The sequence below is a fragment of the Desulfovibrio inopinatus DSM 10711 genome, assembly GCF_000429305.1.
Lineage (GTDB): Bacteria > Desulfobacterota > Desulfovibrionia > Desulfovibrionales > Desulfovibrionaceae > Alteridesulfovibrio > Alteridesulfovibrio inopinatus.
In genome coordinates this window covers 21822-47470 of the sequence record NZ_AUBP01000037.1, presented here as the reverse complement: position 1 = coordinate 47470, position 25649 = coordinate 21822, and the positions used below count along the sequence as shown (strand labels likewise).

Annotated in this window: 23 protein-coding genes; 15 read left to right on the top strand and 8 right to left on the bottom strand. The window is 49.2% G+C overall.

Annotated features, from left to right (window positions below):
• The 4 genes from G451_RS30395 to G451_RS30390 form a co-directional block, all read left to right on the top strand.
• A partial coding sequence (locus G451_RS30395) for a transposase (RefSeq protein WP_034642881.1) occupies positions 1 to 317 on the top strand: 317 nt, incomplete at its 5' end.
• A gap of 715 nt (positions 318 to 1032) precedes the next feature.
• Positions 1033 to 2838 (top strand): flagellar filament capping protein FliD, encoded by a 1806-nt coding sequence (gene fliD, locus G451_RS0118930; protein ID WP_084448661.1) that lies wholly within the window; start codon positions 1033 to 1035, stop codon positions 2836 to 2838.
• A 151-nt stretch (positions 2839 to 2989) separates the two neighbouring features.
• Positions 2990 to 4060, top strand: coding sequence for a glycosyltransferase family 4 protein (locus tag G451_RS0118925; protein ID WP_342663769.1), 1071 nt, complete (start codon positions 2990 to 2992; stop codon positions 4058 to 4060).
• Positions 4057 to 5208 (top strand): glycosyltransferase family protein, encoded by a 1152-nt coding sequence (locus G451_RS30390; RefSeq protein ID WP_051261684.1) that lies wholly within the window; start codon positions 4057 to 4059, stop codon positions 5206 to 5208. The genes G451_RS0118925 and G451_RS30390 overlap by 4 nt, the downstream gene beginning before the upstream one ends.
• 36 nt (positions 5209 to 5244) lie before the next feature.
• Here G451_RS30390 and G451_RS33100 read toward each other — a convergent pair whose 3' ends face one another.
• Genes G451_RS33100 through G451_RS0118895 form a run of 5 tightly spaced genes read right to left on the bottom strand, consistent with a single transcriptional unit; the run spans position 5245 to position 11989 of the window.
• A complete protein-coding gene (locus tag G451_RS33100) occupies positions 5245 to 6435 on the bottom strand; it encodes a hypothetical protein (RefSeq protein ID WP_051261683.1) in 1191 nt (396 codons plus the stop codon).
• Entirely contained in the window at positions 6432 to 7388 is a 957-nt protein-coding gene (locus G451_RS0118910; protein WP_027185486.1) for a glycosyltransferase family 2 protein, read from the bottom strand. Before G451_RS0118910 ends, G451_RS33100 begins: the two co-directional genes overlap by 4 nt.
• Positions 7381 to 8358 carry an FkbM family methyltransferase gene (locus G451_RS0118905; protein WP_027185485.1) on the bottom strand — a complete coding sequence of 326 codons (978 nt, stop codon included), beginning with the start codon at positions 8356 to 8358 and terminating at the stop codon, positions 7381 to 7383. Before G451_RS0118905 ends, G451_RS0118910 begins: the two co-directional genes overlap by 8 nt.
• Complete coding sequence (locus tag G451_RS0118900) at positions 8339 to 9835, bottom strand: lipopolysaccharide biosynthesis protein (RefSeq protein WP_027185484.1); 1497 nt, start codon at positions 9833 to 9835, stop codon at positions 8339 to 8341. The genes G451_RS0118905 and G451_RS0118900 overlap by 20 nt, the downstream gene beginning before the upstream one ends.
• Positions 9836 to 9847: 12 nt before the next feature.
• Positions 9848 to 11989: a Tex family protein gene (locus G451_RS0118895; RefSeq protein WP_027185483.1), complete on the bottom strand. Its 2142-nt coding sequence runs from the start codon at positions 11987 to 11989 to the stop codon at positions 9848 to 9850.
• Positions 11990 to 12280: 291 nt separating this feature from the next.
• On the opposite strand from G451_RS0118895, the gene G451_RS0118890 reads away from it, so the two are divergent.
• The 4 genes from G451_RS0118890 to aroE all read left to right on the top strand — a co-directional run bounded on the left by G451_RS0118890 (position 12281) and on the right by aroE (position 15092).
• Entirely contained in the window at positions 12281 to 12625 is a 345-nt protein-coding gene (locus G451_RS0118890; RefSeq protein ID WP_027185482.1) for a carboxymuconolactone decarboxylase family protein, read from the top strand.
• Between the two features lie 119 nt (positions 12626 to 12744).
• Positions 12745 to 13038, top strand: a complete 294-nt coding sequence (locus G451_RS0118885) for a hypothetical protein (protein ID WP_027185481.1) — start codon at positions 12745 to 12747, stop codon at positions 13036 to 13038.
• A 55-nt stretch (positions 13039 to 13093) separates the two neighbouring features.
• Positions 13094 to 13954 carry an NAD(P)-dependent oxidoreductase gene (locus tag G451_RS0118880; RefSeq protein WP_027185480.1) on the top strand — a complete coding sequence of 287 codons (861 nt, stop codon included), beginning with the start codon at positions 13094 to 13096 and terminating at the stop codon, positions 13952 to 13954.
• A gap of 295 nt (positions 13955 to 14249) precedes the next feature.
• Positions 14250 to 15092: a shikimate dehydrogenase gene (gene aroE, locus G451_RS0118870; protein WP_051261682.1), complete on the top strand. Its 843-nt coding sequence runs from the start codon at positions 14250 to 14252 to the stop codon at positions 15090 to 15092.
• Between the two features lie 102 nt (positions 15093 to 15194).
• Here the strand turns inward: aroE and G451_RS30380 are convergent, their stop codons facing one another.
• Positions 15195 to 16955, bottom strand: coding sequence for a LysM peptidoglycan-binding domain-containing protein (locus G451_RS30380; RefSeq protein ID WP_034642877.1), 1761 nt, complete (start codon positions 16953 to 16955; stop codon positions 15195 to 15197).
• Positions 16956 to 17183: 228 nt separating this feature from the next.
• Here G451_RS30380 and G451_RS0118855 point away from each other — a divergent pair, with 228 nt between their 5' ends.
• The 5 genes from G451_RS0118855 (at position 17184) to G451_RS34250 (ending at position 22112) form a co-directional block, all read left to right on the top strand.
• Positions 17184 to 17951, top strand: coding sequence for a TrmH family RNA methyltransferase (locus G451_RS0118855; protein WP_027185478.1), 768 nt, complete (start codon positions 17184 to 17186; stop codon positions 17949 to 17951).
• Positions 17952 to 17966: 15 nt separating this feature from the next.
• Positions 17967 to 19151 (top strand): AI-2E family transporter, encoded by a 1185-nt coding sequence (locus tag G451_RS30375; RefSeq protein WP_084448660.1) that lies wholly within the window; start codon positions 17967 to 17969, stop codon positions 19149 to 19151.
• Between the two features lie 97 nt (positions 19152 to 19248).
• Positions 19249 to 21174, top strand: coding sequence for a YgiQ family radical SAM protein (locus G451_RS0118845; RefSeq protein ID WP_027185477.1), 1926 nt, complete (start codon positions 19249 to 19251; stop codon positions 21172 to 21174).
• Between the two features lie 100 nt (positions 21175 to 21274).
• Complete coding sequence (locus G451_RS30370) at positions 21275 to 21718, top strand: hypothetical protein (protein ID WP_051261681.1); 444 nt, start codon at positions 21275 to 21277, stop codon at positions 21716 to 21718.
• Between the two features lie 31 nt (positions 21719 to 21749).
• Positions 21750 to 22112 (top strand): hypothetical protein, encoded by a 363-nt coding sequence (locus G451_RS34250; protein WP_156921720.1) that lies wholly within the window; start codon positions 21750 to 21752, stop codon positions 22110 to 22112.
• 49 nt (positions 22113 to 22161) lie between these two features.
• Here G451_RS34250 and G451_RS0118830 read toward each other — a convergent pair whose 3' ends face one another.
• The gene (locus G451_RS0118830) at positions 22162 to 22494 is read right to left on the bottom strand and encodes a hypothetical protein (RefSeq protein ID WP_027185475.1); all 333 of its coding nucleotides are present in this window, start codon (positions 22492 to 22494) and stop codon (positions 22162 to 22164) included.
• Positions 22495 to 23175: 681 nt separating this feature from the next.
• Here G451_RS0118830 and G451_RS0118825 point away from each other — a divergent pair.
• Entirely contained in the window at positions 23176 to 23955 is a 780-nt protein-coding gene (locus G451_RS0118825; protein WP_027185474.1) for a FadR/GntR family transcriptional regulator, read from the top strand.
• A gap of 13 nt (positions 23956 to 23968) precedes the next feature.
• Positions 23969 to 24766 carry a sulfite exporter TauE/SafE family protein gene (locus G451_RS0118820; RefSeq protein WP_027185473.1) on the top strand — a complete coding sequence of 266 codons (798 nt, stop codon included), beginning with the start codon at positions 23969 to 23971 and terminating at the stop codon, positions 24764 to 24766.
• Positions 24767 to 24923: 157 nt separating this feature from the next.
• On the opposite strand, the gene G451_RS0118815 is transcribed toward G451_RS0118820, so the two are convergent.
• The gene (locus G451_RS0118815) at positions 24924 to 25589 is read right to left on the bottom strand and encodes a sulfotransferase family protein (RefSeq protein WP_169727910.1); all 666 of its coding nucleotides are present in this window, start codon (positions 25587 to 25589) and stop codon (positions 24924 to 24926) included.
• Positions 25590 to 25649 lie beyond the last annotated feature (60 nt).

Sequence of the window (25649 nt, the reverse complement as noted above, 5' to 3'; positions counted from 1 at the left end):
AGGTACATGACAGCGTTCCGGCCCCAGAGTTAATTCAGGGACTTCAGGCTGAATTTGTAGCCGCCGACAAGGCTTATGACTGCAACAGCTTCATAAGTCTCATTATCGGACAGAATGCCAAGCCTGTTATTCCGCCCAAAAAGAATCGTCGCAACCAGCGGAAATACGACAAGCACATTTACAAAGAACGACATCTCGTAGAGTGCTTTTTTTGCAAGCTCAAAGAGTTTAGACGAATCGCTACTCGTTACGAAAAATTGCAGATGACTTTCTTGGCAATGGTTACTATCGCCTCATGTCTCATCTGGTTGCGGTAATTTAGAAACACGCCCTAACAAAAACTAGCCAATCATCTTGATGATTCTTATTTCTTTCAGGGGGAGGTGATTATGAAGCCCGCTGAATTTGAACGCCTGTGGACGATAATTGAACCCATTTTTCCCCAATAGCCTCCCAAACCTAAAGGGGGGAGTGCTACGCATTCGCTATGAAAGAAGTGCTGACGCCTATCTTGCCTGTGTTCCTTGGCTTGCTCTGTCATTACTTTGTGGTTTTGTTAGTGGCTCTTAATTTTTGATTATCGAATTAGCAATTTCGATCGATATATCGATTTGTATAGATAATGTTGATTAATATAGCTTGTGTGGAATAATCTTCCGGCCGGTGGGCAGCGACAGGTAGAATTTTCTGGTCTCATAGGCATAAAATGGCATGAATCGGTGTATTGGCGATGTGATGCGTGCGCAGCGACGAGAGATCGACGTATGATGCAAATTAATGTCATTGACAGGGAATATCCTTTGTTGTGCATTGCCTATGTATTTTTTGGCATAACAACCTATAATTGAATGAGATTTTTTGATTTAAAAATGTAGGTGAGTCAAAAGGGAAAAGAAGAAAATCTTGCTTTAAGAGTTGAAAGTATACCCTATAAGGATGAATAAGTGAACCGTTTTTAAAATGGCATGATAGATGCTTCTCGTTGGGTGAGTTTACTTACAAAGTATACATAAACCTAATGAGGTTAATATTATGATAACTGACCCCACAGCAGATTATAAGCATTATAGCTTTAATAGTGTTCCAAGCACGTCGAAACAGACCTCGACAACAAGCTCCACAAGCAGTTCAAGTACATCAAGTGATTCAACGGATCTCACCTCAACTTCCGGAGCGATCCATTTTACCGGTCTTGGAAACGGCACCGACTTCGACTCTATGATCAACAGCTTGCTGGCCGTAGAGGGCATGCGCAAGACCACGTTGGAAAACTGGAAAGCATCATGGAATAACAAAATTGAGTATTTTCAAGCGTTGAACGTCCAGATGTTGAGGTTGAAGACAAGTCTTGAGGGTATGGATACTGTTGGGGAGTTTTTGACGAAAGAAGCAAATGTTACGGATTCTTCGGTGTTGACAGCAACGGCAGACGCTGACGCCGATGAAGGATCTCATACTATTGAAGTCAATCAAACGGCCCAAACTTCAGTCATGGTCTCTCAAGCGTCCTTTGCCAGTGAGGATACATCTGTCAATGGTACTGGAGGGGACCTTGTTTTCGCGTATTCCTATGGTTCCGATCCGACGGTCTATTCTCTCACAGTTCCCAATGGCTCTTCTTTGAAGGATCTCAAAGATATTATCAATGCGGATAGCGATAATCCCGGTGTCAAAGCGTCTGTCCTATACGACGGTACATCGTATTATCTTCAGATACGTAGTATGGATACGGGGGCAGACGAAGGGGAAATCACGATTGATGGCACGACAACCGTTACGGATTTCGACGACAACTCGAAATTTGATGAAACGCAAGTCAACCAGGACGCCCAGTTTAGAGTTGATGGCTGGCCTGCGGCTGGTTGGATTGAACGTTCGACGAATACCATTTCCGACGTCATCGCAGGACTAACACTGAATCTCAGGAGCGATAGTGGAGGCTCAACGGAAACAATCACGGTTGGGACCGATTACGAAGCCGTGAAAGAAAATGTACGTACTTTTGTCGATCAAGTGAACCAAGTCCGTAATCTCATTAAGTTGATGACGAAGTTTGATGAAACGACACAAAGAGGGTCTCTCTTGACAGGGAACTATGGGGTCCAGCTCATTTCGTCACAGCTCAAGACAACTGTTTCCGATAAAGCCCCTGGGTTTGACTACGATGACGATACATATTGTACCCTGTCTCAGCTCGGTATTTTGACAGATGCGGAGGAAGGATCGGTCAATGCGGGGTTACTTGTCCTTGATGAAGAAGAATTGGATGAGGCTCTTGATGCTGATCCGTATGCCGTCGCGTTATTGTTCTCCGCTGTGGATGTCGGCAGTACGAATTCATCCGATATTTCTTATGAATCGTGTATTTCTGGGACAACAGAAGCTGGTGTCTATACTTTTGAATATACCGTCGATGCATCTGGTGACATTACGTCCGCATCCGTCGATGGTGTAGCAGTCAATCCGGATTTTATTGGTAATACGAAGCATACGATTATGTCAGACTCGGGAGGTTCTCGCGGTATTGTCATTTCGGTCAATAACCTGAATGCGGGAACCTATTCGCATCAAGTCAATTTCAAGCAAGGAAAAACCGGGGAACTCATCGACAAACTTGAAGTATTGACTGCAGACGAGGTTGGCCCGCTTGCTATTTTGGAAGAGAACTATGACGATATCGTGGATAATATTGATAAAAAGATAGACTATGAAGACCGCCGTATTAAGACAATGGAGACGCGATTACGCGAACGCTATGCTAACCTTGACGCGAGATTGGGTTATTATGATGATATATTGTCACAACTGAAAAGTCAGATTGCCCAACTTGATAACTAACGAGAAGACGTAAATGAATTTTTCTTGAGGAATATCGTATGAGGGCGAAGCCTGGAAGCGTTATGATAATTTGTTCTTGTCAGGCAAGGTATTTCGGTGTTCACTTCGCGTGGTGCAATCTTTAATTACACCCCGTTGAGAAGGAGTGACCGTGCCCCCAGTTCGCGTTCTGCACGTTTGTCAAAGTTTGGGCCTTGGAGGAACCGAAAAAACGTTGCAGTACTTTGTCGAGCATCTCGACAAAGAGGCATTCGATCCCGCTGTTTTTGCTTTTTCTGATGGAGAACGTGGAAAGGCAATTCGCGCTGCGGGCATTGATACCTTTATTGGTAAGGACTTGTTTTCCTTTCTTGTTCGTATTCAACCGGATATTATTCACGTTCATCGCGCTGGTTCACCGAATCGAAAGGTCTTGATCCCCATCCAATTATATCAGCCGAAAGTACTTGTTGAGACCAATGTATTCGGTCGATATGATCCGACTCCGCTTGCGCAAATGATTGATTGTCATCTCTATGTATCCCATTTTTGTCTTGATCGTCTTATCAACGGGCTTAATCGAGAGTTTGATCCCTTCAAGCACAGAGTTCTCTATAATCCTGTCGACACGGATCTTTTTCGCATTCTCGTCCCTGGACATCAATTTTCTAATCCCATTGTGGGGCGGGTTTCACGTGCTGATTTGGGAAAATGGTCGACGCTCGTGTACGAATTTTTACCGCGTATTATTGCACAACGGAGCGATATCCAATTCAGAGTCGTTGGGGCAACAAAAGAGTTTGAAGCGTTTGTCAAAAATCGTGGGCTTTCTCACCATGTTATTTTGCATAAACCGCTTGTATCGGATATGGCCTTGGCAGTGTTTTTAGGAGGGCTCAGTGTGTTCGCCCATGCTAATGATTCTGGAGAATCTTTCGGCATGGTCATCGCGGAAGCCATGGCCTGTGGACTGCCTGTCATAACACACCCGGCACGGGAGGATCGCGACAATGCCCAACTTGAACTTGTTGAGGATGGAAAAACCGGGTTTGTGGTGAATACGGCGGAAGATTATGCCCACGCTATTCTTTGGCTGTTGAATAGGCCCGACCAGGCGCGTCTGCTTGGGGAAGCCGGGCGTGCCAAAGCTGCACGCTTGTATCGAGTCCAGAATATTGTCCGACAACTTGAAGATGTTTACCACGAACTGCTAGAAAAAAAGAAGGCGCAACGTATTTTATGAACCTCGTTGAGAGTTCCCGATATAGTGACGAAGTTCTGAATTATTGCCTTGGCCAGCCTGAAAAAGACGCCACTGTCTGTGCTCCTGTTTCTCAGCGAATAGAAGATCGCCTCATCAAGACAGCGCTTCGTCAGCCCGTAGCAAATATTGTTTTAGCCGGGGTCGGTTGCGGGCGAATTGTGGAACGACTTGTCCGCGAACTCCCATCAACGGTATCGTTGGTGGTTGTGGAATGGGTTATGGATGCGGCCCGACAGGCACGCCATGATTTTCCTGAACGGTCGTTTTATCTTGTGGCGGATACTTCCGCCATGGCGTTGTTTTGCCTTTTGCGACAATCCGGTTTGACTCCGGAGAATACGCTGTTTCTCAATAATCCGGAAATTGCAACCAGAGTGCAATCGGAGACAGGGGCGACGCTACGGCAATTGTTTTTCAAAACGCAGCCTGTTGCCGTGCATTCTTCTGACGAGTCACGAACCTTGACCACAGCCGCTATTCTCAGACCCGGTGAACCAGATTTGTCTGGGTTTGCTACAGCTCTGCCTGATTATGCGCATCAGACAGTCCTTGTTTGGGATGCTCTCGACGTTCCGGTTGAAGAGGGGGCATTGTTTTCCCATTTGCGGGGCATCACACAACGCGCCCGTCCCTTGAATGCCGATTTTGCGGCGCAACGCAATGCCATGCTTGAACTCTGCCAGTCGGAAATGGTTTTTTCGCTCGATGCGGATGAACGCATGTCGCCTGCTCTCCAGCAGATTCTGCCGACACTTGTCGGAATGGACTTTGATCTTATCTACTTTCAGCGTGTTACGTTGTATCCAGACACGCACCATACCAAGATCGGGTTTGGTCTCTGGCCAGATCTCCAACCGCGTCTTTTTCGTCGATATCCGGGAATCCGGTATATCCGACCCATTCATGAGCGACTAGAAGGAACCGGCTCTCGGGTGGGGCTTCTTCTCGGCGCACCCATTATTCACCTTCAGGGCATATTGAAAGACCACTGCACGCTTGCCGACAAGCTTCGCGTCTTCGACGCGGCCGCGTCGTATGGCATTAAGCATCATCTTAGTGATGAATATCCCTATGTTCCGCTTACGAGTCTTGTTTTGTCATCACCGGAATTGGTGTTACTTCCCTGACGAGTCTTCGTACAGCTCAAGTGGAAGCCGTTGCTGTTATGGCATGACCACCGGCGTTAAAGCGCTGGCACCGTTATGATTGATCGCTTGAATGGCGTATTGTGGGGCAGATGGAGGATTGAGGTCGGTATATACCTGAGCCGTGGTAATGGCGATCACGCTCGGGGTGTCCATCGTATCAAATCTGAAAATACGGTAGCTGGTTGCGGACGCCGAAGGGGTCCACGTGATTGCAATGTGTTCCGGACTTTCCGGGATACGGCCGGCTGCTGCAAGCGCAGGAGCTTCCGGCACCGCAGGAGTGTTGAGAGAGAGCACCCGTAAGTGGTGGTAGGGAATGGATCTGATGGAATGCTCATCAAGCAGACCGCTCCAATCGGCACTTCCTTCATATTCAATCATGATTTTGGGATGTCCGCCTTTATCCACAACAATCAGTCCATACGTTTGCATCGCACGGGCAAGAATGCGAGCCGGCTCGCTTAACCCCATTGCATCGAAATCTGCTTCAGTTAATGATGGATCAAGCTGGAGGCGTGCGCCTTCCGGGATATTGGAGATTGGGCCATCACCATCGCTTTTGATCGCAGGATAGACAAAAAGTGGTGATGGATCATTTACGGCGAGGGCCAGGGCGTGATCAATGTGTCCTTGCAGAAGTTCACATGGACGTACCAGCCCGGCAAGATAAGGCATGCCGGCTCCCCGGCTCATAAAACCGGAAGGAGGTACACCCGACCAGTGTGTATTGTAATGATACCCATTCTGCGTTTTGAACATGGGGCCCTGTTTTTTCGATTTCCAAAAGCCCCATTCGTCTCCTGTCACCGGATTGTGAAGAATAATCTGCGCGTCATGTCCTTGCGCCGGTTTGGCACCACGTGGTGCTTTGAGCGTCAAAGAAATATTTTTTCGTCGATCGAGTCTCGTTCCGTTATCAACGACATTTGAGTAGATCCCCGTAACAAGAAAAATGCGATCTGGTGTTGTTGGGGTAACGGAGTATACAGGATAGGTATATGCTGAAGGATTGCAGCCAAAAATACCATCAAATTGCCGAATGAAATGGTCGCTTTGTGGATCGATGACCGGATCGGGACCTATGGGAAGGTTCCAAGGAGAATCATCGGTGTACGGACGTAAGCATAGTGTTTCTGTGAATGCGAGACATGATAGTGCAAGATTGCATCCGATAGATATGATGAGGACAAAAAGAATTCGTTTCATGACTGATACTCTACACGCCCACGAAGGATGTCACGCCAGGCTTCGAAAATACTCACCATTCGGCTGCATTCACTTCGATCACCGATAACCAAAGCGGCAATGGCGATCAGCATCCGTGACAAGGTGTACCCGGTTAATGCGTAATAGAAAAAGCCCCAGCTCCACCAGCCTGTTTTGACGTAAGACTTGAAAAAGAGATAACGGCCAATGAGAAATTTGTGGGATATCTTGCCTTTCTTCGGCCGTGAGAGCGGAGATTCAAAATGTTGCAACCGCGCTTTGGGGGTGATGAACAACTTCCAATGCTGGGCAACGCGGTATGAAAAATCATAATCCTCATCAAGTGCGTAATTGTAGTAATTTGGGCGGAAAAGAAATTGCTTGAATACATCACGGCGAAACGACGATGTGCAGCCCATAAGAACATCGACCTGGGTCAAAGCGTGTAAGGGGAATTCGGTCGTATTATAATTGGTAACAAAGCCGGAAGGAAGAACCTTTCCTTCACGAAATCCGGAAATACCAAATGCCACGTTGACAGGGCGACGAAGCCGCATAATCACCCCCAATGGCTTGGGATTCGTGACATATCCACCAACACCGCCGATTTCATGCTTCGGGTCGTTTTGGTACACAGTGAGAATTTCTTTCAAATAATCGGGTTCGACAACAGTATCATCATCCAAAAAGCAGATGATCTCTCCCCTTGCGCGAGCGATACCAATATTGCGTGAAGTCGTCAGGTCAGGAGTGTCCTTGGGAATGCAGATAAGGGGAATTTGGGCCGCAGCAAAAGCATCATATTGATCGATATTGCACTCGCCACCATCGTCGATAACGATAACCTCGAGTGGTTTGACCGTCTGCGTGATGATGGAGGCCAAGCAATTGGTCAGTTCAACTGGGCGATTGAACGTCGGAATAATAATCGTGGCAGAGGGCAAATCAGGCATGCTCGGAGCGCTCCATATAGAGAATGCGGAGAGTATCCGCCGTTATGGTTAATGCAATAGCATCCTGGTCGCGTATGGGGCCAAAGGTGCTGCGCTGTTTGAACTGGGTGAGCAGGACGGTCTCAGCTTCATAGCCGAGATCCTGAATGCGGGTTGCTGCTTGCGCATGTTGGCTTGTCACAGCGCGAACGTGAAAACCGCGTTCGAACAGTTGCGTCATGACGGCGGGCATATTGCGGCCGTGGGTATAATACTGCGGATGAACTTCAAAAAAAAGTTTTGTCGGGCATAATGCCGGGGCACGATCATAGAGTCGGATGAGGGAGGAAAGCACTTCGACTTCACCGCCTTCGATATCCATACGTACCGCTATTGCCCCGTTGTGTGCTTCAAGAAAATCGCCCGTATCCTCAACCGGCACGGTACGTACGCTTTCGAAGGCATTGGCCGATTCGTTTTCGGCAAGGAGACGGCTCAAATTGGCTTCTGACGCTAAACCGAAACGAAGACTTCCTTCTGTATTGGATAATGCCGTTTCATGAAGGCTGACGCGGTGGTCGAGCTGGTTGATGGAAATATTTTTTTTCAAGAGGGAAAAACTACGTGGATCCGGTTCTACTGCGAGAATACGGCCGGAAGGTGCAATACAGGCGGCTTCATGCAAAAGATAATATCCAATGTTGGCCCCCAGTTCGAGGACAGTATCTCCTGGGTGAAGGAAACGGCGGAAGAGGGCAAGCTGGTCGCGCTCCCGTTCACCATATTGGAAGAGAGTTTTGGAAATTCCACCGGTATGGAGGTCAAGCATCATGGCAAAACCGTCGACGTGGCGAAGAGCCGTTTTTTTGCCAAGGAGCCGTTTAGAGATGTGGTACACAAAAAAGCGCCAAGTAAATTGTATGGTCTGCCAGACGCCATACAATTGGACACTTTGGCCGAGGACGGCGATTTTACCTTTGAGATCTGCCATCGGTCTTTTTCATCCATCGAGCAAGAGGGCTCGGGAGCCCGAGGTTTTGGCCGCGATCAGAGAGAATAACATACACCAGTAAGGCCAAAATGCAAAACAATGTACCGGCAAGTGCATGATATGCCAGCATGGAGAGATGAGAAAAGGCAAAATACAACATCCCATACGCGAGCCCGAGAATGAGAGGAGGAAGACTTAAGCGTAGATGTGTCCTTTTCCAGGATACGGGTTTTTCCGGGATGTGGCGATTCGTGAACCAAATAAGTCCGAGAAGTAAGGCGCATTGGCTTATGCTGGTTGCAATGGATGCGGCTTCGATTCCCATTCCGAGACCGGCAGGGTGGAGGGCTCCCCACATCAGTAGAGCATTGAGTCCAATAGGGGGAATAATAACCCACAGGACACGCGCCTGCAGACCAAGAGCCACAAGAAGGCCGCGAAAAACAAAAGAGAGCGACAAAAAGTAGATACCAGGGACAGCCCAGAGTGTTGCAACAACCCCGGGTTCATAGCGTGGCAGAGCATAATGGACAAAGGGCGGAAAAGCATAGAGCACGCCAGCAAGAAGAAATGGCATGGTGGCTGCTGTCGTTAGCAGTGGGCGAAGAAAAAACGATTCGATGCCCGCCAGGCGACTTTCTCGATTCGCACTTTTCGCTGAGTCGGTCATAAAGAGGGGTTCTATGACTTCCCGAGCCGCTCCGGGAATACGCATGAGTCCTGTAAACGCCATGGTGGATAAGCCATAATAACCGAGTTGGATATCACCGAGATACCCGGCGACGAAAAATCGTCCCATGGTGATCAGCATGGCAATCGCTAATCCAAAGAGCGTGATGGGGAGCCCTTTTTTGACCATTGAGACATATATCGGCCAGGAAAAGATTCCTCTCGGCCATGTTCCGGCAGCTCGACGGATGAAAACAATGAGGACGAGCATGACGAGGAATGTTGCTGCATACAATCCATAAATTGCAAATGCACCGGCAAGGGTGAGTGTGAGAACAAAGGAGAGCACCGGGCGGATATAATTGAGCCGTGAGAGCATACCAAACAATTGATGGGCTTTGAGCAAGGCCAAGTTGTACTCAAAGTACCAATTCAGCATGGTGATGCCGGCAAACGCAACAAGGCCGATGCGTTCAACAAGAGAACCCGGCCAAAAGGCAGCAGCAGCGATCAGACAAGCGCTCAGCGCCAGACTGGTCGCCAGGGAACCAAAATACAGTGTCCCGACAGCTTCTCGTGCTTTTTCTTCATCGCCACACGCCGTATAGACTGGAATTTGATACCGAACGATATCTCGTGTTCCGAAGTGCAAATAGGTAGCGTACATGGGGATGACGTTGAGGAGGTTCCAAAGGCCAAATTGTGCTGGAGTGAGCAGTTTGGGGCGCAGAAACGCCGTGACTGCGCTCATGAGCTGGAGAAAGATGTTGCTGATGGAATAGCCGCCGATTTTTCTCGCCAAAGACATGGAGGACTCCTCTTATTCGGTCGAGAGCGGGGCGGTCTTCATGCTTAAACCGATGCGTTGACGCGTTGTGTCAACATCCGTCACGGTGACCATGACGTGTTGTCCTACATTGACCATCGATGCCGGATCAGAGACAAAATGGTCGGCCAGTTGGCTGATATGGACAAGCCCGTCACGGTGCACGCCGACATCGACAAATGCACCGAACTTGGTGACATTGGTGACGATACCGGGAATGTGCATTCCCTGATGGAGATCAGTGATGTCATGCACATCGGCAAAGGAAAAGATTTCAAACGCCGGTCGAGGATCACGGCCGGGCTTGGCGAGTTCCGCCATGATATCGGTCAATGTCGGCAACCCGACAGAGTCATCAATAAATGCATCCAATGCGATGCGCTCTCGGGCGGAACCATCAGTCATGAGTTCTGCTGATGTCATGCCGAGGCTTTGAGCCATACGTTCAACAAGTGTGTAGCGCTCAGGATGGACGGCCGAAGCATCCAGAGGGTTCTTACCGCGCACTCGGAGAAATCCGGCAGCTTGTTCAAAGGCTTTGGGGCCGAGTCGTTTGACGGCAAGAAGTTGTTTGCGGTCTTGAAACGGTCCTCCTGCGTTGCGATGTTCAATAATATTCTGCGCCAAGCTCGGTCCCAGTCCGGGGACATATCCCAGAAGTTCTGGACTCGCCGTATTCACGTCCACGCCAACGGCTCCGACGCAGCTTGTGACGACATCGTCCAGAGCACGTTTCAACGCCGCCTGGTCCACATCATGTTGATATTGCCCCACCCCGATGGATTTGGGATCGATTTTTACCAATTCGGCCAATGGGTCCATAAGCCGGCGTCCGATACTGACCGCCCCACGTACGGTGAGATCGAGATCGGGAAATTCTCGGCGGGCTATTTCCGACGCAGAGTAGATGGACGCGCCGGATTCATTGACGAGAACAACCGGAAGGTCGAGGTTGAGAGCACGGACAAATGTTTCGGTTTCACGTCCGGCTGTGCCATTGCCCACGGCGATGGCTTCAACGGCGTGATCGTTGACAAGTCGACGGACAGTGGCCGCGGCCTCGTCCTGTTGTTTTTGTGATCCCGTCGGGTAAATAGTGGTATGGCTGACAAGCCCTCCCTGGGCATCGAGAACAACGGTTTTGGCACCGGTTCGGTAGCCTGGGTCCAGAGCGAGGACGCGCTTTTGCCCAAGGGGTGATGAAAGCAGGAGTTCGCGCAGGTTGTTAGTAAAAACGCGAATGGCTTCTTCATCGGCGCGAATTTTAATAGCGGTACGGAGTTCGTTTTCAAGTGAGGGCGCGAGGAGTCGTTTGTATCCATCGTCGATGGCTAAACCGACCTGCTCCGAATCTTTGCCACGTCCTTTAAGCACACGACTGCGAAGGCGGCGTATGGCCTCTTCTTGATCCGGTCGAATCGAAAGAGAAAGGATTCCTTCGCGTTCGCCGCGAAACATTGCCAAGGCTCGATGGCCCGCAATGGTGCGGGCCGCTTCGTCCCAATCGAACCAGTCGCGGTATGGTGTGGCTTCGGAAGCGTCTTGTTTCTTTTTGGCGACCTTGGAACGGAAACGTGCTTTGGTGGTGAATAATTCTCGTATAGCTGATCGTAATATCGGGCTTTCGCTCACCTGTTCGGCAATGATGTCTCTGGCTTGGGCCAGCGCAGACGTTTCATCGGGAACATCGTTGTCAGGATTGACGAATTCGTGCGCCAATTTTTGGGGATCTTGACCGGTTTGGGCAAAAAGTCGCACTGCCAGCGGTTCAAGTCCGCGTTCTTTGGCGAGCGCAGCTCGTGTGCGGCGTTTCGGTTTGTAGGGGAGGTATATGTCTTCCAAGTCCGCTTTGGTCTGAGCGGCCACAATGGCTTTTTCAAGAGCATCATTGAGGAGGTCACGCTCTCGCAGAGATGCGAGAATGGATTCCCGGCGTTTGTCCAGCTCAATGAGTTGGTTCAGAAGATCGCGCACGGACGCGACAGCGACTTCATCGAGAGAACCGGTTGCCTCTTTGCGATAGCGTGCGATAAACGGGACCGTAGCCCCTTCGTCAAGCAGGGAGACAGCGGCAGAAACGGAAGGGGCCGGGAGCGATAATTCTTTGGCGATAGCGTGAATGTGTGCGTCGTTCATATTTTCTTGCGATGATGTTAAAGGAAAGAGAATGCAGACTGTATAGGACTTGAGGCTGGTCGGCAATCGAAGACCTGTGAGGAACTGGGAGTTGATTGAGCTGGGAATCAATTTCTCGTTTGACCAGAGATCGTACCCGTCGTAGTATGAATTTTATGGCAGTCAGTACTCGTTGACACAGATGGCCGTATCGTCTTCCCCGTCGTTTGTTCCTTCGCACAGACTGCTTTCCGCGCTGTTCTCTTACGACAACACCATAGGCATGTGCCTACAATCAAAGGAGAGAGAGGAATGCTGTTGAATTGGAAAGAATTTCTTGGCAATGCTGTGAACGCTATTGGAACTTTGGCCAAGGGAAATCCCAAGCTTATGCAGGGGCTTGGTACCCTTGACGAAGCTGCCCAAGCCAAAGGAGCGCTTGATCCCAAGACCCGTGAATTGATTGCTCTCGCCGTGGCGTCGACCACCCGCTGTGATACGTGTATTGCCGTGCATGTGAGCAAAGCCGTCGAATTTGGTGCAACACGAGACGAATTGATGGAAGCGCTCTCTATGGCGGTTGCCTTGAACGCTGGCGCAGCGTTCGTGTATTCTTCACACGCTTTGGAAGCGTTTGACCAGATGACTGAAAAATAAGACACACGATTCGTGAGACCACAATGTTTGTGGTCTCTTCATTGAAATACAAGCCGGCCGATTGTGGCCGGCTTTTCTTTTTGGGGGAAGTGGTGGTATGCTCAAGGATGGAGGAAAATATGGACAACAGTACAATTCGCGATGTTTTTGAACAGTTTTTTGAAAAATACAAGAAAACAGAGGGGGATAGAACGTCATGGTCGGCTGTTTGGGGGGAACCTATGCCGTCGGGAGCGTATGTGGAAATCAATTTAACCAAGTGTCCGAAGGGAACGACGTTTAAATTCTTTCGTGACAAAAAGAAGCTGGGAGAACTTCTTGGATGGGACGATTTTTTTGAAAAGGCGCCGGAACTTCTCGGGCAAGATTATGATCCTGATCATTTTTTTGGTTCCATGCGGGATATGATGTAGGCTTTTGAGAACGTGCATACAGCCGTGCACCCCTTACGAGGGAGGAGAAAACACTATGGCAAAAACTCTTGGCTTCGTGGGTATGGGCATAATGGGCTTGCCGATGTCACTCAACCTACTTCGAGCAGGATTTCAGATCACCGTGTTTAATCGGACGGCAGAACGTTGTCAGGACGCAGCTGAAGCTGGTGCAACGGTCGCGCCGACTCCTCGCGCTTTGGCCGAAGCGAGTGATATTATTTTCTTGATGCTGACGGGTCCCGAGGCTGTCGATATGGTTGTATTCGGTCCTGATGGAGCAGCACAAGCTCTCACGCCAAGCATGACGGTTGTGAATATGAGTACGGTTTCTCCGGGGTATACCCGGAAGTTGGCTTCACGTATTGAAGCAACAGGTGCGCGCTTTGTGGATGCACCCGTTTCCGGGTCGAAAAAGCCGGCTGAAGACGGAACACTGGTGATTCTTGCCGGCGGTGAAGAAACGGATATTGCAGAGTTGCAACCCATGTTTGATGTTATGGGAAAGCGCACCGTCCATTGTGGTCCGGCGTCACATGGCGCGGCGATGAAAATGTCCATCAATTTATTGCTCGGCACAATGATGGCCGGTTTGGCTGAAATGCTTCATTTCGGTGGAAAGAACGGATTGGACGTTGACACCATGCTGGATGTCGTCATGTCCGGGCCTTTGGCAAACGGCTTGTTTCAATTGAAAGAGCCCATGCTGCGAACCAACGAATTCCCGACACAGTTTCCGGCAAAGCATATGGCTAAGGACCTGAAATTTGTTGTGGATACAGCGTATGAAAGCGGGGCAAGTGCTCCATGTGCGCACCAGGTGCTCCAACTTTTCAGTAAAGCGGTTGCGCAAGGCTTGAGTGAAGAAGATTTTGCTGCTGTAGCCAAAATTTTCTGAATGATGAGATGTAAAGACCTCGTTTGCAGGTTTGGTGAGACGCTAAAAAGGAGATCTCGCGTTATTTTGCAAAAATGATCCCAATGCGTTCAAGACAAAGTGGCACAATACAGACAAGCGAACCGATTCTTTTGGATACCAGACTCTGACCGGTGTTTTCATCACGCAAGAGCATTGCGGTGATGCGTCTTAACTACGCCAACACGATATCTTTGCCGGGAACTGGCGTTCAGCCCCTTTTATTTGTTGCCCAAGCACCCTATAGTGCGACCAAACATGGCAAGGAGGTTGGGTCTTGGGGCAGCAAGTACGATGTGGCCAGGGGGAAACGCAGCAATTGGGGATCATCGGCTTCCCTTTGGGACATACGTTGAGTCCGTTGGTGCATAATTGGGGATTTTCGAAGTTTGGCCTTGATGCCGTCTATACTGCATGGCCAACCCCTCCGGAAGATTTGGAAAGTATGGTCGAACGCATCCGTTCCGAACCTATTGCCGGCTTATCTGTAACCATCCCGCATAAGACAGCCATTATTCCTTTTCTCGATTCAATCACGGGTTTGGCGCACGCCGTCGGTGCCGTGAACACGGTCTTTTGGCGTGACGGAAAACTCTGGGGTGACAATACTGATGTCGCGGGGTTTGCCAAACCGTTGGCAGTGCGCGATGTGCGTTCAGGGTCGGCGTTAGTTCTGGGTGCCGGCGGTGCCGCTTTGGCGGTCATTGTCGGTTTGCAAGAACTCGGTATAGGCCCTTTGTATCTTGCCAATCGTACGGATGAAAAGGCCGAAGAGTTGGCCGCACATTTCGATATCAATTTTATTCCTTGGGCCGAGCGAGGACGGTGTCGAACCAGGATTTTGGTCAATACAACACCGATTGGAATGGCAGGGAAATTCGAAGGACTTTCTCCGTGGAACAAATATGATTTCGAGAAAGGGCAGCTCGCCTATGATATTGTCTACAATCCCGGAGAAACACGTTTTTTGCGTGAGGCTCAGTCTTTGGGTGTCAATGTGATCATGGGTGTGGAAATGTTCCTCTATCAAGCTCTTGAACAGTTTCGTATTTGGACGGGACGAGATTTACCCGTCGATGAAACGCGCAGGCTGTTGGAACAGGCATTATACGGCACATGATGACGCCATAGAGAGTGGCCACACGACAATCGGGCGGTACACCCTATGCGTACCGCCCGATTGTCGTGTGGCCACTCTCTCGATGACGGAAAAGTAAGTTTCTTATTTGTGAATGGTCAGACGCTGTCCAATTTGGAGTTTTGTGGTGCGCGACAAGTTGTTCCATGACAACAGGGCTGTCGGGCTTATTTGGAACTTGCGAGCAATACTCCAAACGGTTTCGCCGGAACCGACTTTATAGCTGAAGGCTTTTCTATCCTTGGTCGACAACCGTGTCGCCGATCCTGATTTTCCAGGAATGACAAGCTTTGCTCCACTGCGAAGACTATTCGGCGAAGATAAGTTGTTCGCACGCATAATTGTTGCAGAAGAGACGCCGTATTTTTGGCTGATGGCGTAGAGCGTTTCGCCCCGTTTTACTTTGTGGACGGATTTCGCTCGTGTGCTCGTTTTGGAAGATGTCGATGCAACGTGGGTATTTGTGCCAGGAATGGTCAATCGTTTACCAGCTTGGACATATTTAGCTGAGCGAAGACCATTGGCTTTCATGATAGAGCCTTGTGAAACACCATACCGTGCAGCGATGGCGCTCAGTGTCTCTCCCCGTTTGACTTTATGACGCACGCTATTTTTCGAGTAATTACAGGCAGCACTGGCAATGACTTTGTGTTTCCGCGTTTTTTTGATGCTGCTCAGTGCGATCATGGATTCTTGCTGTGTGCTATGGCCGGGAACTTTGACCGTCGTTCCGGCGGAGAGTTGTCCACCGAGTCCGGGGTTGAATTCACGGAGGGAGTCAATGGGAACTCCATATTGACGGGCTATATTCCACCAGGATTCCCCTGAACGCACGGCATACGCGGTGTAACCGGCTGGAGGATATTTGCTCGGGTCTTTGGAGAATGCCATGGCAAGCTGGTATTTTGATTTGGGGACATAAACCGTTGCTTCGCGGTTCGGTGGGCTGACCTGGCGCCGGAAGGCGGTGTTGGCATCAGAGAACTGTTCCCATGTCATGCCGCAAGCTTTTGCCATAGCGAGAAGGTCGGTACCGCCTTTGACCGGTACTTCCTTCATGATGTCTCCAACGTTCCAATTGACAGGTTTGAAACCGAGCGCTTTGAGGTTTTGGAAAATCATGAGAACAGCAAGAAATTTGGGGACATACATGCGTGTTTCCCGAGGCAGCTTTTTGGCTGCAGCCAAGTCGAAAAAGTCGACTTGCGCACTGCCTGTCATGGCACGAGAGACGCGACCTTCACCGCAATTGTAGGCGGCCAAGGCCAAATGCCAATCCCCGAACATTTGATGGAGTTTCGACAAATATTGCGCCGCGGCAACCGTCGATTTGTACGGGTTACGCCGTTCATCGACCCACCAGTCTACCGTCAATCCAAAGCGTCGAGCCGTGAGGGGCATGAACTGCCACATGCCGCCAGCTCCAACGCGTGAATAAGCACTTGAATTGTATCCGGACTCGATAAACGGCAGAACAATGAGGTCCGGCGGAAGGTCATAGCTCGCAAGCACAGCGCGAACATAGGGAAGATACGGCTCCGAACGTCGGAGCCAGCGCTCCATCGTGGACCGCTTGTCTTCCGCGAAGTATTGGAGAAATCGTTCAACTTGAGCCGTTTGCGTTACGTCGAGATTGAATGGAATCGTCGGCTTCGATGCAAGGGCTTTGCGTTCAACTTCAGTCAAGGGGCGGCCCCGCTTCACCGAGAGGAAATTTGTTTCCCACAACTCGGGTTCGAGGTTGGCCTGCATGTCGTAATTTTCTTTGTCCGCATAGTAGCCTTTGCCACAGCCGGACAAGACGATGGCGATAAAAAAGATGAGAAATTTGGTGAACTTTCTCATGAAGCCTCCATGAGGACAAAGGGGGGTATGGACACAAGACAACCCACTCAGGGAGCACACGACGCGCACGTCCCTTCAGGATTTTTTCACTTTGACATTGAGCTTTCGAAATTGGTACCGTATGTCAAGGCGCATTGCAACAAAATTTTAAGTATTACTTTAACTTTTCACGCCGTCGCCTCCTCTTGTTGATATCTTGCTTTCTTTAAATAATTCAAAAGGATATGTATGACATACGTTGAAAACGACGATGATGCTGCATTCGTTGTCGGGCGAAAACCTGTTCATGAAGCCGTCACGGCCGACCCGGATGCTATCGATGCCGTTTTTTTTCGCCAAGGCCCCATCCATGGCCCGCTCGCGGAAATCCGTCGATTGTGCAAGCAATACAATATTGCCTATAAATTTGTTCCGCAAAAGTCGTTGGACAGCCGTCACCCTGGAAATCATCAGGGCGTTGTTGCGCGTTTAGCTACAACACGGTTTGTAGAGCTGGAAGACGTTATGCAGGCGACGTTGTCTGGGCCGTTACCGATTGTTGTTGTTTTGGATCAGGTGCAGGATGGTGGTAATGTCGGGACGTTGTCCAGAACGCTGTTGGCGCTTGGCGGTGGTGGCATTGTATTGCCAAAACATGGAGGCGCCGGCATTGGGCAACGTGCGTTGAAGGCGTCTGCCGGAGCACTTCGGCGTTTACCCGTGTGTCGCGTGACGAATCTTGGCCGCGCTTTGGACGAGCTTGCCGAACATGGATTTCACCTGGTGTTGGCCGATAGTGGCGAAGACGCAATCAATGCTTTTGAAGCTGAGCTGCCGTTTCCGATGGTTCTTGTGCTTGGTGGAGAGGAAAAAGGGGCGCGGGCTTCCATCGCGAAACGATGCCCTGTTCATGTTCGTATTCCCATGCCCGGTGATTTTGAATCGCTGAATGTCGCACAAGCCGGAGCCATTTTGCTCGGCCTCGCGGCAGAACGTCGGTCTTCATCGGTACGATGAGATAAGGAGTCTGATATGACCGTGCTCGACGAGAAACCCTACACATTTGATCGGGTTGTACGCATGGCGATAATGGCCGCGTTGTTGTGGGGGCTGGTCAATCTTTTATCCTATCTCAGTGATGTCCTTATTCCCTTTGCTGTTGCGTTGTTGATGGCATACCTCATCAACCCCTTGGTTGTCTGGGTGGAAGCTCGTTTGGGATCGCGACCCGTTGCCGTGTTTTTGAGTTTGGTGCTTGTCTTTGGATCCATCCTTGGTTTGGCATTGTATTTTGTGCCGATCATTATGAATGAGTTCAGTACCATGGGGCGCCTGATGTCGGATTTTGTCGGGAATTCCGAGGTGGCGGCACGCGCAGCGCGGCACTTACCTCCCGATCTTTGGGCGTCCATCAAAGCATTTTTGAGCAGTGATGAGGTGAAATCGTTTTTTGCAACGGACAGCTTTCTTTCTTTGTTGCAGGCGACAGCGAAAAAGCTTCTTCCCGGTTTGTGGGGCGTCATTTCAGGGACGGCACGTCTTGGAGCCTGGGTTTTTGGACTGTTTTTTATACTCTTGTACCTTGTCTTTTTACTCATCGATTTTAAAGCGTTCAAAGTGCAATGGAAGAATTTTATCCCCGGTGAATATCGCGAGGCCGTTGTTGAGTTCACCAATGCTTTCGAAGCCGGGATGAACCAATATTTTCGGGGACAAGCCCTCGTTGCTGGACTGGTTGGCGTGTTGATGTCTATCGGCTTTTCAATCATTGGCCTGCCGATGGCCATTGTCCTTGGATTGTTTATCGGTCTGCTCAATATGGTTCCGTATCTTCAGATTGTGGGGACGGTTCCTGCCGTATTTCTCGCTATTGTTCATGCCTTGCAAAGCGGCCAGAATCTTTGGACCGTTCTTCTTATGACGGGTGCCGTCTTTGGTGTTGTTCAGCTCATTCAGGATGCGGTGCTCGTTCCGCGCATTCTCGGGAAAGTCATGGGGATGTCTCCGGCCATGATTCTGCTTTCCTTATCAATTTGGGGGAAGCTGTTGGGATTGCTTGGGCTCCTTATTGCGTTGCCCATGACGTGCCTTGTTGTTGCGTACTATCGTCGGATCGTTCCGTCGGTTCCAATGTTGGATATGGAGACTGAAATTGCGTCTGAACAGGAAGTGAAGGCAGAAGAGTGCGACTGCGAAACAACTCCAAGGTCATCGTAGAGACAAGGCAATGTTAGGGGATACATGTCAGGTAGTATCTATTGTTTTTTCTTCTCTCCAGTGAACCGTATGAAATACTGCAAGGGTGGTCGTGCTGATGCATTCACGATCTGATGTGAGGCAACCCGAATTTTTGCCTATGACGCGGGATGAAATGGACGCATTGGGGTGGGACGAGTTGGATGTTCTGCTCGTGTCCGGCGATGCGTATGTGGATCATCCCTCGTTCGGAGTGCCACTGTTAGGGCGTTGGTTGGTCGAACATGGATTTCGCACCGGGATTGTTGCGCAACCTCCTTGGGATCGTATTGATGCCATGACGGTAATGGGCCGACCTCGTTTGTTTGTTGGGATTTCGGCTGGGTGTCTTGATTCCATGTTGGCTCATTATACGGCCTTTCGTAAAAAGCGCCGTGACGATGCGTACACGCCGGGAGGAAAGGCCGGAGCGAGACCGAACCGGGCAGCCCTGGTGTACGCTAATCTTGCAAAGCGAGCGTTTTCCGGACTGCCTGTTGTGCTGGGGGGGATTGAAGCGTCTTTACGTCGTGTCTCGCATTATGATTTTTGGAGCGATAGTCTACGGCGGTCTTTGGTTCTTGATAGTAAAGCGACGGCTATTTTATACGGGATGGCTGAGGTTTCTATTCTTCAGCTTGCCAGAGCCTTGGATCAGGCCAGCCATGTCGGGAGCCTGGACGACCCTGATGTTGTTCGTACCATTGTAGCGAATTTGCCTGGAGTCGCCTATGCAACGAGCCTCGCTGAAGCTGAAACGCTTGCGCACAATGCGGAAGTTCCTCTTACCGAGTTGCCTTCGCATGAAGCCATCGTGGCCAATCCGGCCCAACTCGTCAGAGCAACACGTCTCCTTGAGCAACATGTTCATCAGAGCCGTGCAACGGCCATACAAGTTTCCGGCAAGAGGGCTGTTGTTCTGACTGCACCGGGAGCAGGTTTGGCAGGGCAGGCTTTGGATGGACTGATGGAATTGCCGTTTCAACGCCGAGCCCATCCTGTTTATACAGATTCCATTCCGGCAGAGGAAATGATTCGGTCGAGTGTTGCCGGACACCGTGGCTGTGGTGGAGGCTGCTCGTTTTGCGCGCTGGCACTTCATCAGGGGCGACGAATCCGATCGCGAAGTCGGGAATCGATTCTCCGAGAAGTCAAAAGGTTGCGGAATTTGCCGGAATTTCGTGGTTCCGTTACTGATGTCGGTGGCCCCAGTGCGAACATGTGGGGAGCACACTGTTCTGCAAATCCCGATGACTGCGCACGCGCAAGCTGTCTTTTTCCGGGAATATGTCCACATTTTATCGTGGATCAATCGGCGTTTGTCTCGTTGTTGCGTGATATTGCGGGGCTTGATGGTGTGCGTCATGTTCGGGTGGCGAGTGGATGGCGCATGGACCTCGCTTTGCAGGATAAAGCGGCGCTGGGTATCATGATTCGAGAATTTGTTGGAGGACAAGCCAAAGTTGCTCCTGAGCATATTTGTGACGAGGTGCTGCATGTCATGCGCAAACCGCGTGTGGGAGTCTTTGAACGATTTCTCCAGGAATTTGATCGGCAATCAAACAAAGTGGGGAAAAAGCAGTTTGTTATACCGTATCTGATGAGCGGGCACCCAGGTTGCACTCTGTCCCATATGCGAGAACTGGGTGAATATCTTGCCGCGAGAAATTGGCGACCGCAACAGGTACAATGCTTTATCCCTTTACCAGGAACCATGGCTGCTGCCATTTTCTATGCCGGGGTCGACGAACGCGGTCGCCCGGTATATGTCGCCAAATCTGACGCTGACCGTCTGAAACAACATGGCCTCCTTGTTCCGGTTGGAACAACACCGATGGGAAAGCGAACTGTAAAGCATGCAGAATCCGAAGGACCGCGTAAAGAAAAAGCAGCAACACGTTCAAAGCATTCATCAGAACGCCGAGAAAAATCTTTACGGGCGAAGCAGAACCATACAAAGAAAACGGGTGCTGCCAGACAAGGAAAAAAACGATTTCAACACTGAAGACTGCAATACTCTATATTCTAGTAATGGTACCGCATTTGTCTCGAATGCTGCGAGAGAACGTGTGCTTGGATACGGAATAGGGTTTGAAGGAGAAGTTATGGGCGAAAATGAGATTCAATTGCGGGCTGTAATGCACCTTGCCATCATGCGCCATGTGACACAAGGAGAAGAGCGGCGGCAGGAGGCTCTGAAAGAATATTTTGGCGTCATGTTACCCGATGTTTCCACTTCCGTCATTGACGAGGTGTGTCAGAATATTCCTCCGCTTTTGCCGAAATTATACGGAAAATGGATTGAGATGTTTGCAGACAGACTGTTTGAGACGGTCCCGTTGAATCAAATTGAGGTGTTATGTGATCGTACGTCTGATAATACGGCTGCGCTTGTGTTATCATTCATTATGTTTCTCGAGTCTGAGCGCATGGAAAAGCAAATTCCTGAAGATCTCAAATCTTGTGATTTTGCCGAGCATGTGAATGCAGAAGAAGCAGCGGGAGTTGTGATTTCGTTGTGTCGTCGCCTAGCAGGAGTTGATGGCTAGACTTTACAATCATCCATAGTATTTTGAGTCGTTGCTAAATTTTATCTTCTGTGAGAGCAATAAAATCACTATCAGCCAAGATAATAAACATTATGCGCCTAGGGGGATGCTTTCAGGGGGGAGGGAATATCTTCACTACTTTAGCTGTGCAGTAGAGGGTGGGATGACAAGAGAGAAATGCGTACAAATGCTGGTTTACAACAAGCCGGAAGAGTACAGGAATGCGGTGTATTACGTACAAATCCGGGAAAAGAGCCGCATAGCTTTTGTTTCCTATGACAAGGCCTTGTCTTTTGCTGAGACAGTCGCTTTGCAAAGCGAAGAGGTTCTTCTTTTGTGTGTCCCTCTTGGTGAAGAGGATGAAAAACCTGTGTGTCTTGTTGCTTTCCGTTAGGCTTGGCCATAATGCATATGGTGAAACGCCGGTATTATGCCGGCGTTTTTTATGCTGAACTCATGGTGTGCTCCTCCTCGAGATTATTTTCACTGCGCGCAACAATGCTGACAATCTCAGGAGATCGAAGGGACGCATTATCATTATAATGCGAACCGGGAACAGGAACTTGTGTTGGCGGTGGAGTTATTTCAAAATTATCCCGACGGATACAGCAGATTGTGATGGAATTGAATATTTTTGCGATGGAAATAGCAAAGTCAAGCGCTTCTTGATAGCTGATGAACGCCATACGCTTTTTGGAATCCGCTATAACATAAAAGACGGCATCCTTAATTTTATTTGGATCGTTGATAAAGAGACGAATTGTAATGTTTTGCATTCGTACTCTCCTGTCTTCTCTAGACGGTCAGCTTACCATGAAACGAAGATACAATGCTTTCAAGTTTCTCAACCGAGTGGTCTCGAATCGAAGCATACAGTTTCGCTTACTATGATATGGATTGAGAATATGCTTGTGCAATATAAAGTATCATTGCATCGTTTGTGTTGAATGCTTTAGGATTTCTTTGCATGATCTATATGCCATTTGTTAGTAATAGGTTTGTTGTGTTTCATTGTTTATTGCTGTTGTTTGTGTGACGTTTATAATTCTAGATGAATTCTTTTCTGTTGGCCATCTTAACGTGTAACGTTTGGGGCCTGTATGATGTGTGGCTGTTAAGGTTGCTCTTCATACAATTTAGTCAAATTATAAATCTCCCCAAGAGAGGGGGGAATGGTCAAAAAAAACTTCTCAGAGGTTAAGTATTTAACCTGTCTTTTTCTTAAACAACATCTCCTGTGTGCTATAATATATTTTTTTGCAGATCACCACGGTGCATTATGTCTCCAGCGCATCATTTTGAGGGAGCTTTATTTTCTGTTTATATTTTTAATACACAGACGTTCATGCGTCGAGAGACAATTGAGGAATAAGTTTGGCCCTGGAAATAGTTGATTGACCAATTGGTTCATTTGGTCTAGTTGTCGCGTATCGAGAGTATTGAAAGAGGAAGTTGTTGTGGAAAGCTCAAAGCGTAAATCGAGTCTGGAAGAGCATATGCAAGAGGATCAAGCTTTTCAGTTGGATAGACGAGGTGTTGCCGAACAGGTCGAGCAATGCATTTTGGATTTGGTCAACACGGGGAGACTTCATCCAGGGGATCGTTTGCCTTCAGAGCGTCGGCTTGCCGAAATGCTTGGCGTTTCGCGTGGAACAGTACGTCACGCTCTCAAGAATCTTGAGAAAACTGATGTTCTTGTCATTCGTCCGGGGAGTGGTGCTTTTGTTGCGAGCGGTGAAGATGAAGCCAAAGTTGATGCGCTTATGGCTTCGGTTGCGCGCGGCCGGAATACCTTACGAGAAGTCATGGAGGTTCGGTCGCTGCTTGAGCCGCATATTGCTGAGATGGCGGCGTCAAAGGCAGAGCCGGCGGATGTTGCGGGGCTTGTGCGGATTCTTCAATCCCAAAAACGAGCTCTTGAAGCTGGGCGAACTGGACGCCACGAAGATTCAGCGTTTCATGCTGCATTGGTTCGGCTGGCGAACAATGCTGTTCTTACCGAGTTGGTAGAAGGGATTACACACATCCTAGAGGAAAGTCGAAGCCCGCATTTACAATCGGCTATGCGGAAAAATGCATCCGTCAAATATCATGAAATGATTGTCGAAGCCATATCTAAGGGGGATCCTGAGGCAGCACGCAAAGCGATGATAAACCATATGGACCACCTGATGACACTGCTTTTTCCTGCAACTCACACGGACATGCCTCCAGTGGCTTCCGTGAAACCGTCATGACAAAGGATTCAATATGTTGACTGCGTTTCTTTTGTATATCGTCCTTGGCGTTTTCGCAGGGATACTTGCGGGGCTCTTGGGAATAGGGGGGGGGCTTGTCATCGTTCCCATGCTCACGTTTGCGTTTACATGGCAAGGTATTCCTTCAGAGCACTTGTTGCACATGGCCCTGGGAACTTCGCTTGCCACCATTATTTTCACGTCGATCTCCAGCTTCATGGCGCACCATAGGCGTGGAGCGGTTTTATGGGATGTTTTCTGGCGAATCATGCCAGGTATTTTAATCGGCACATTCTTCGGCGCTTGGGTTGCTTCGCTTTTAAGTACAGCCGTGCTCAAAATGTTTTTCGGTTTGTTTTTATATTTTGTCTCCTACCAGATGCTCACCGGCAAAAAACCGAAACCCAGCCGAACTATTCCAGGGATGATTCCGTTGTTCGGAGTCGGTGGTGGAATTGGTACTATTTCGGCATTGGTTGGTATCGGTGGAGGGACGTTGTCCGTCCCATTTTTGGTGTGGTGCAATACAGCCATACCTGTCGCCATTGGAACAGCATCGGCAATTGGGTTGCCCATAGCTCTTTCTGGTACATTGGGATACGTGGTAAATGGCATCGGTGTGGCCGGCCTGCCTGATTGGACGATAGGCTATGTCTATCTGCCCGCCTTGGTGGGGATTGTAGCAACGAGTTTCCCTATGGCACCTTTGGGAGCAAAACTCGCTCATACCTTACCAGTTGCGACATTGAAAAAGGTCTTTGCTGTTTTGCTTTTTATTGTCGGAACCAGGATGCTGTGGAGCCTTTTGTAAGTATACAAGAATTTGAGTCTCGTACGAAAAAAACGGCGAGGTCATGACTTCGCCGTTTTTTTAGGAAAAAGAAAATTCCTGCCTTGTCGCTTGTATGACGCGCATTGTCGAATAAGCGCAGAGAGAGGAGATGAGTGAATCTCAGTCTCTTCTGTGCTTAGAATGAGTGACGAACATCCATAACAGCATCTATCGTCGCACGATCGAATGTTTCATCGAGAAATGCGAAAAGTCCTGCTAATTTGTCCGGATCAGCGATGTATTCATCATAATCAACCATATAGCTGCGTTCTGGGTACTTTTCGCATGCGGCTTCTAAACGTTCAAGGCAGCGGGAAAGATTTTCATGCGAGCGTTCTTCCTCCGACCACCAACTTTGGCTCATGGATGTTTTGGCGATATCGCGTCTGTTATAGATGAAGCATGGTTCAGGGAAATAGTCTCGTAAGAAATCGATGTATCCATAAAAGTCTTCATCAGAAGCGATATGGAACGGGTCATGGCGGATTTCCTTGAATCCAACAACACGAACATTGCCTCGAGGTTTGAGGACGTGGTCAATAAAAGCGTTAGCGAGATGGCCACCGAATGCAGGAGGATCCACTCGGTCTATGCCGAACCAGGGGTCAATGGTAATGCGCCGATCTTTTCCGAAATGGAAACGAGCATAATCCAGTGCTTCGTATGCCTTGTACAATTGAAATAAAACAAGATTGGTTTCGCCACGGATAAGGTAGCCATCAATGCTGTTGAGTATACCTTGCAGCAAGGTGGATCCCGATCGACCATAGGTCAGTAAAAATAAAGTCTTAAATTTTGACATTGTGATACGCTCACGAGTTGGGACACCATGAAAGGACATTAGCCAGCTCTCTGCTACGTC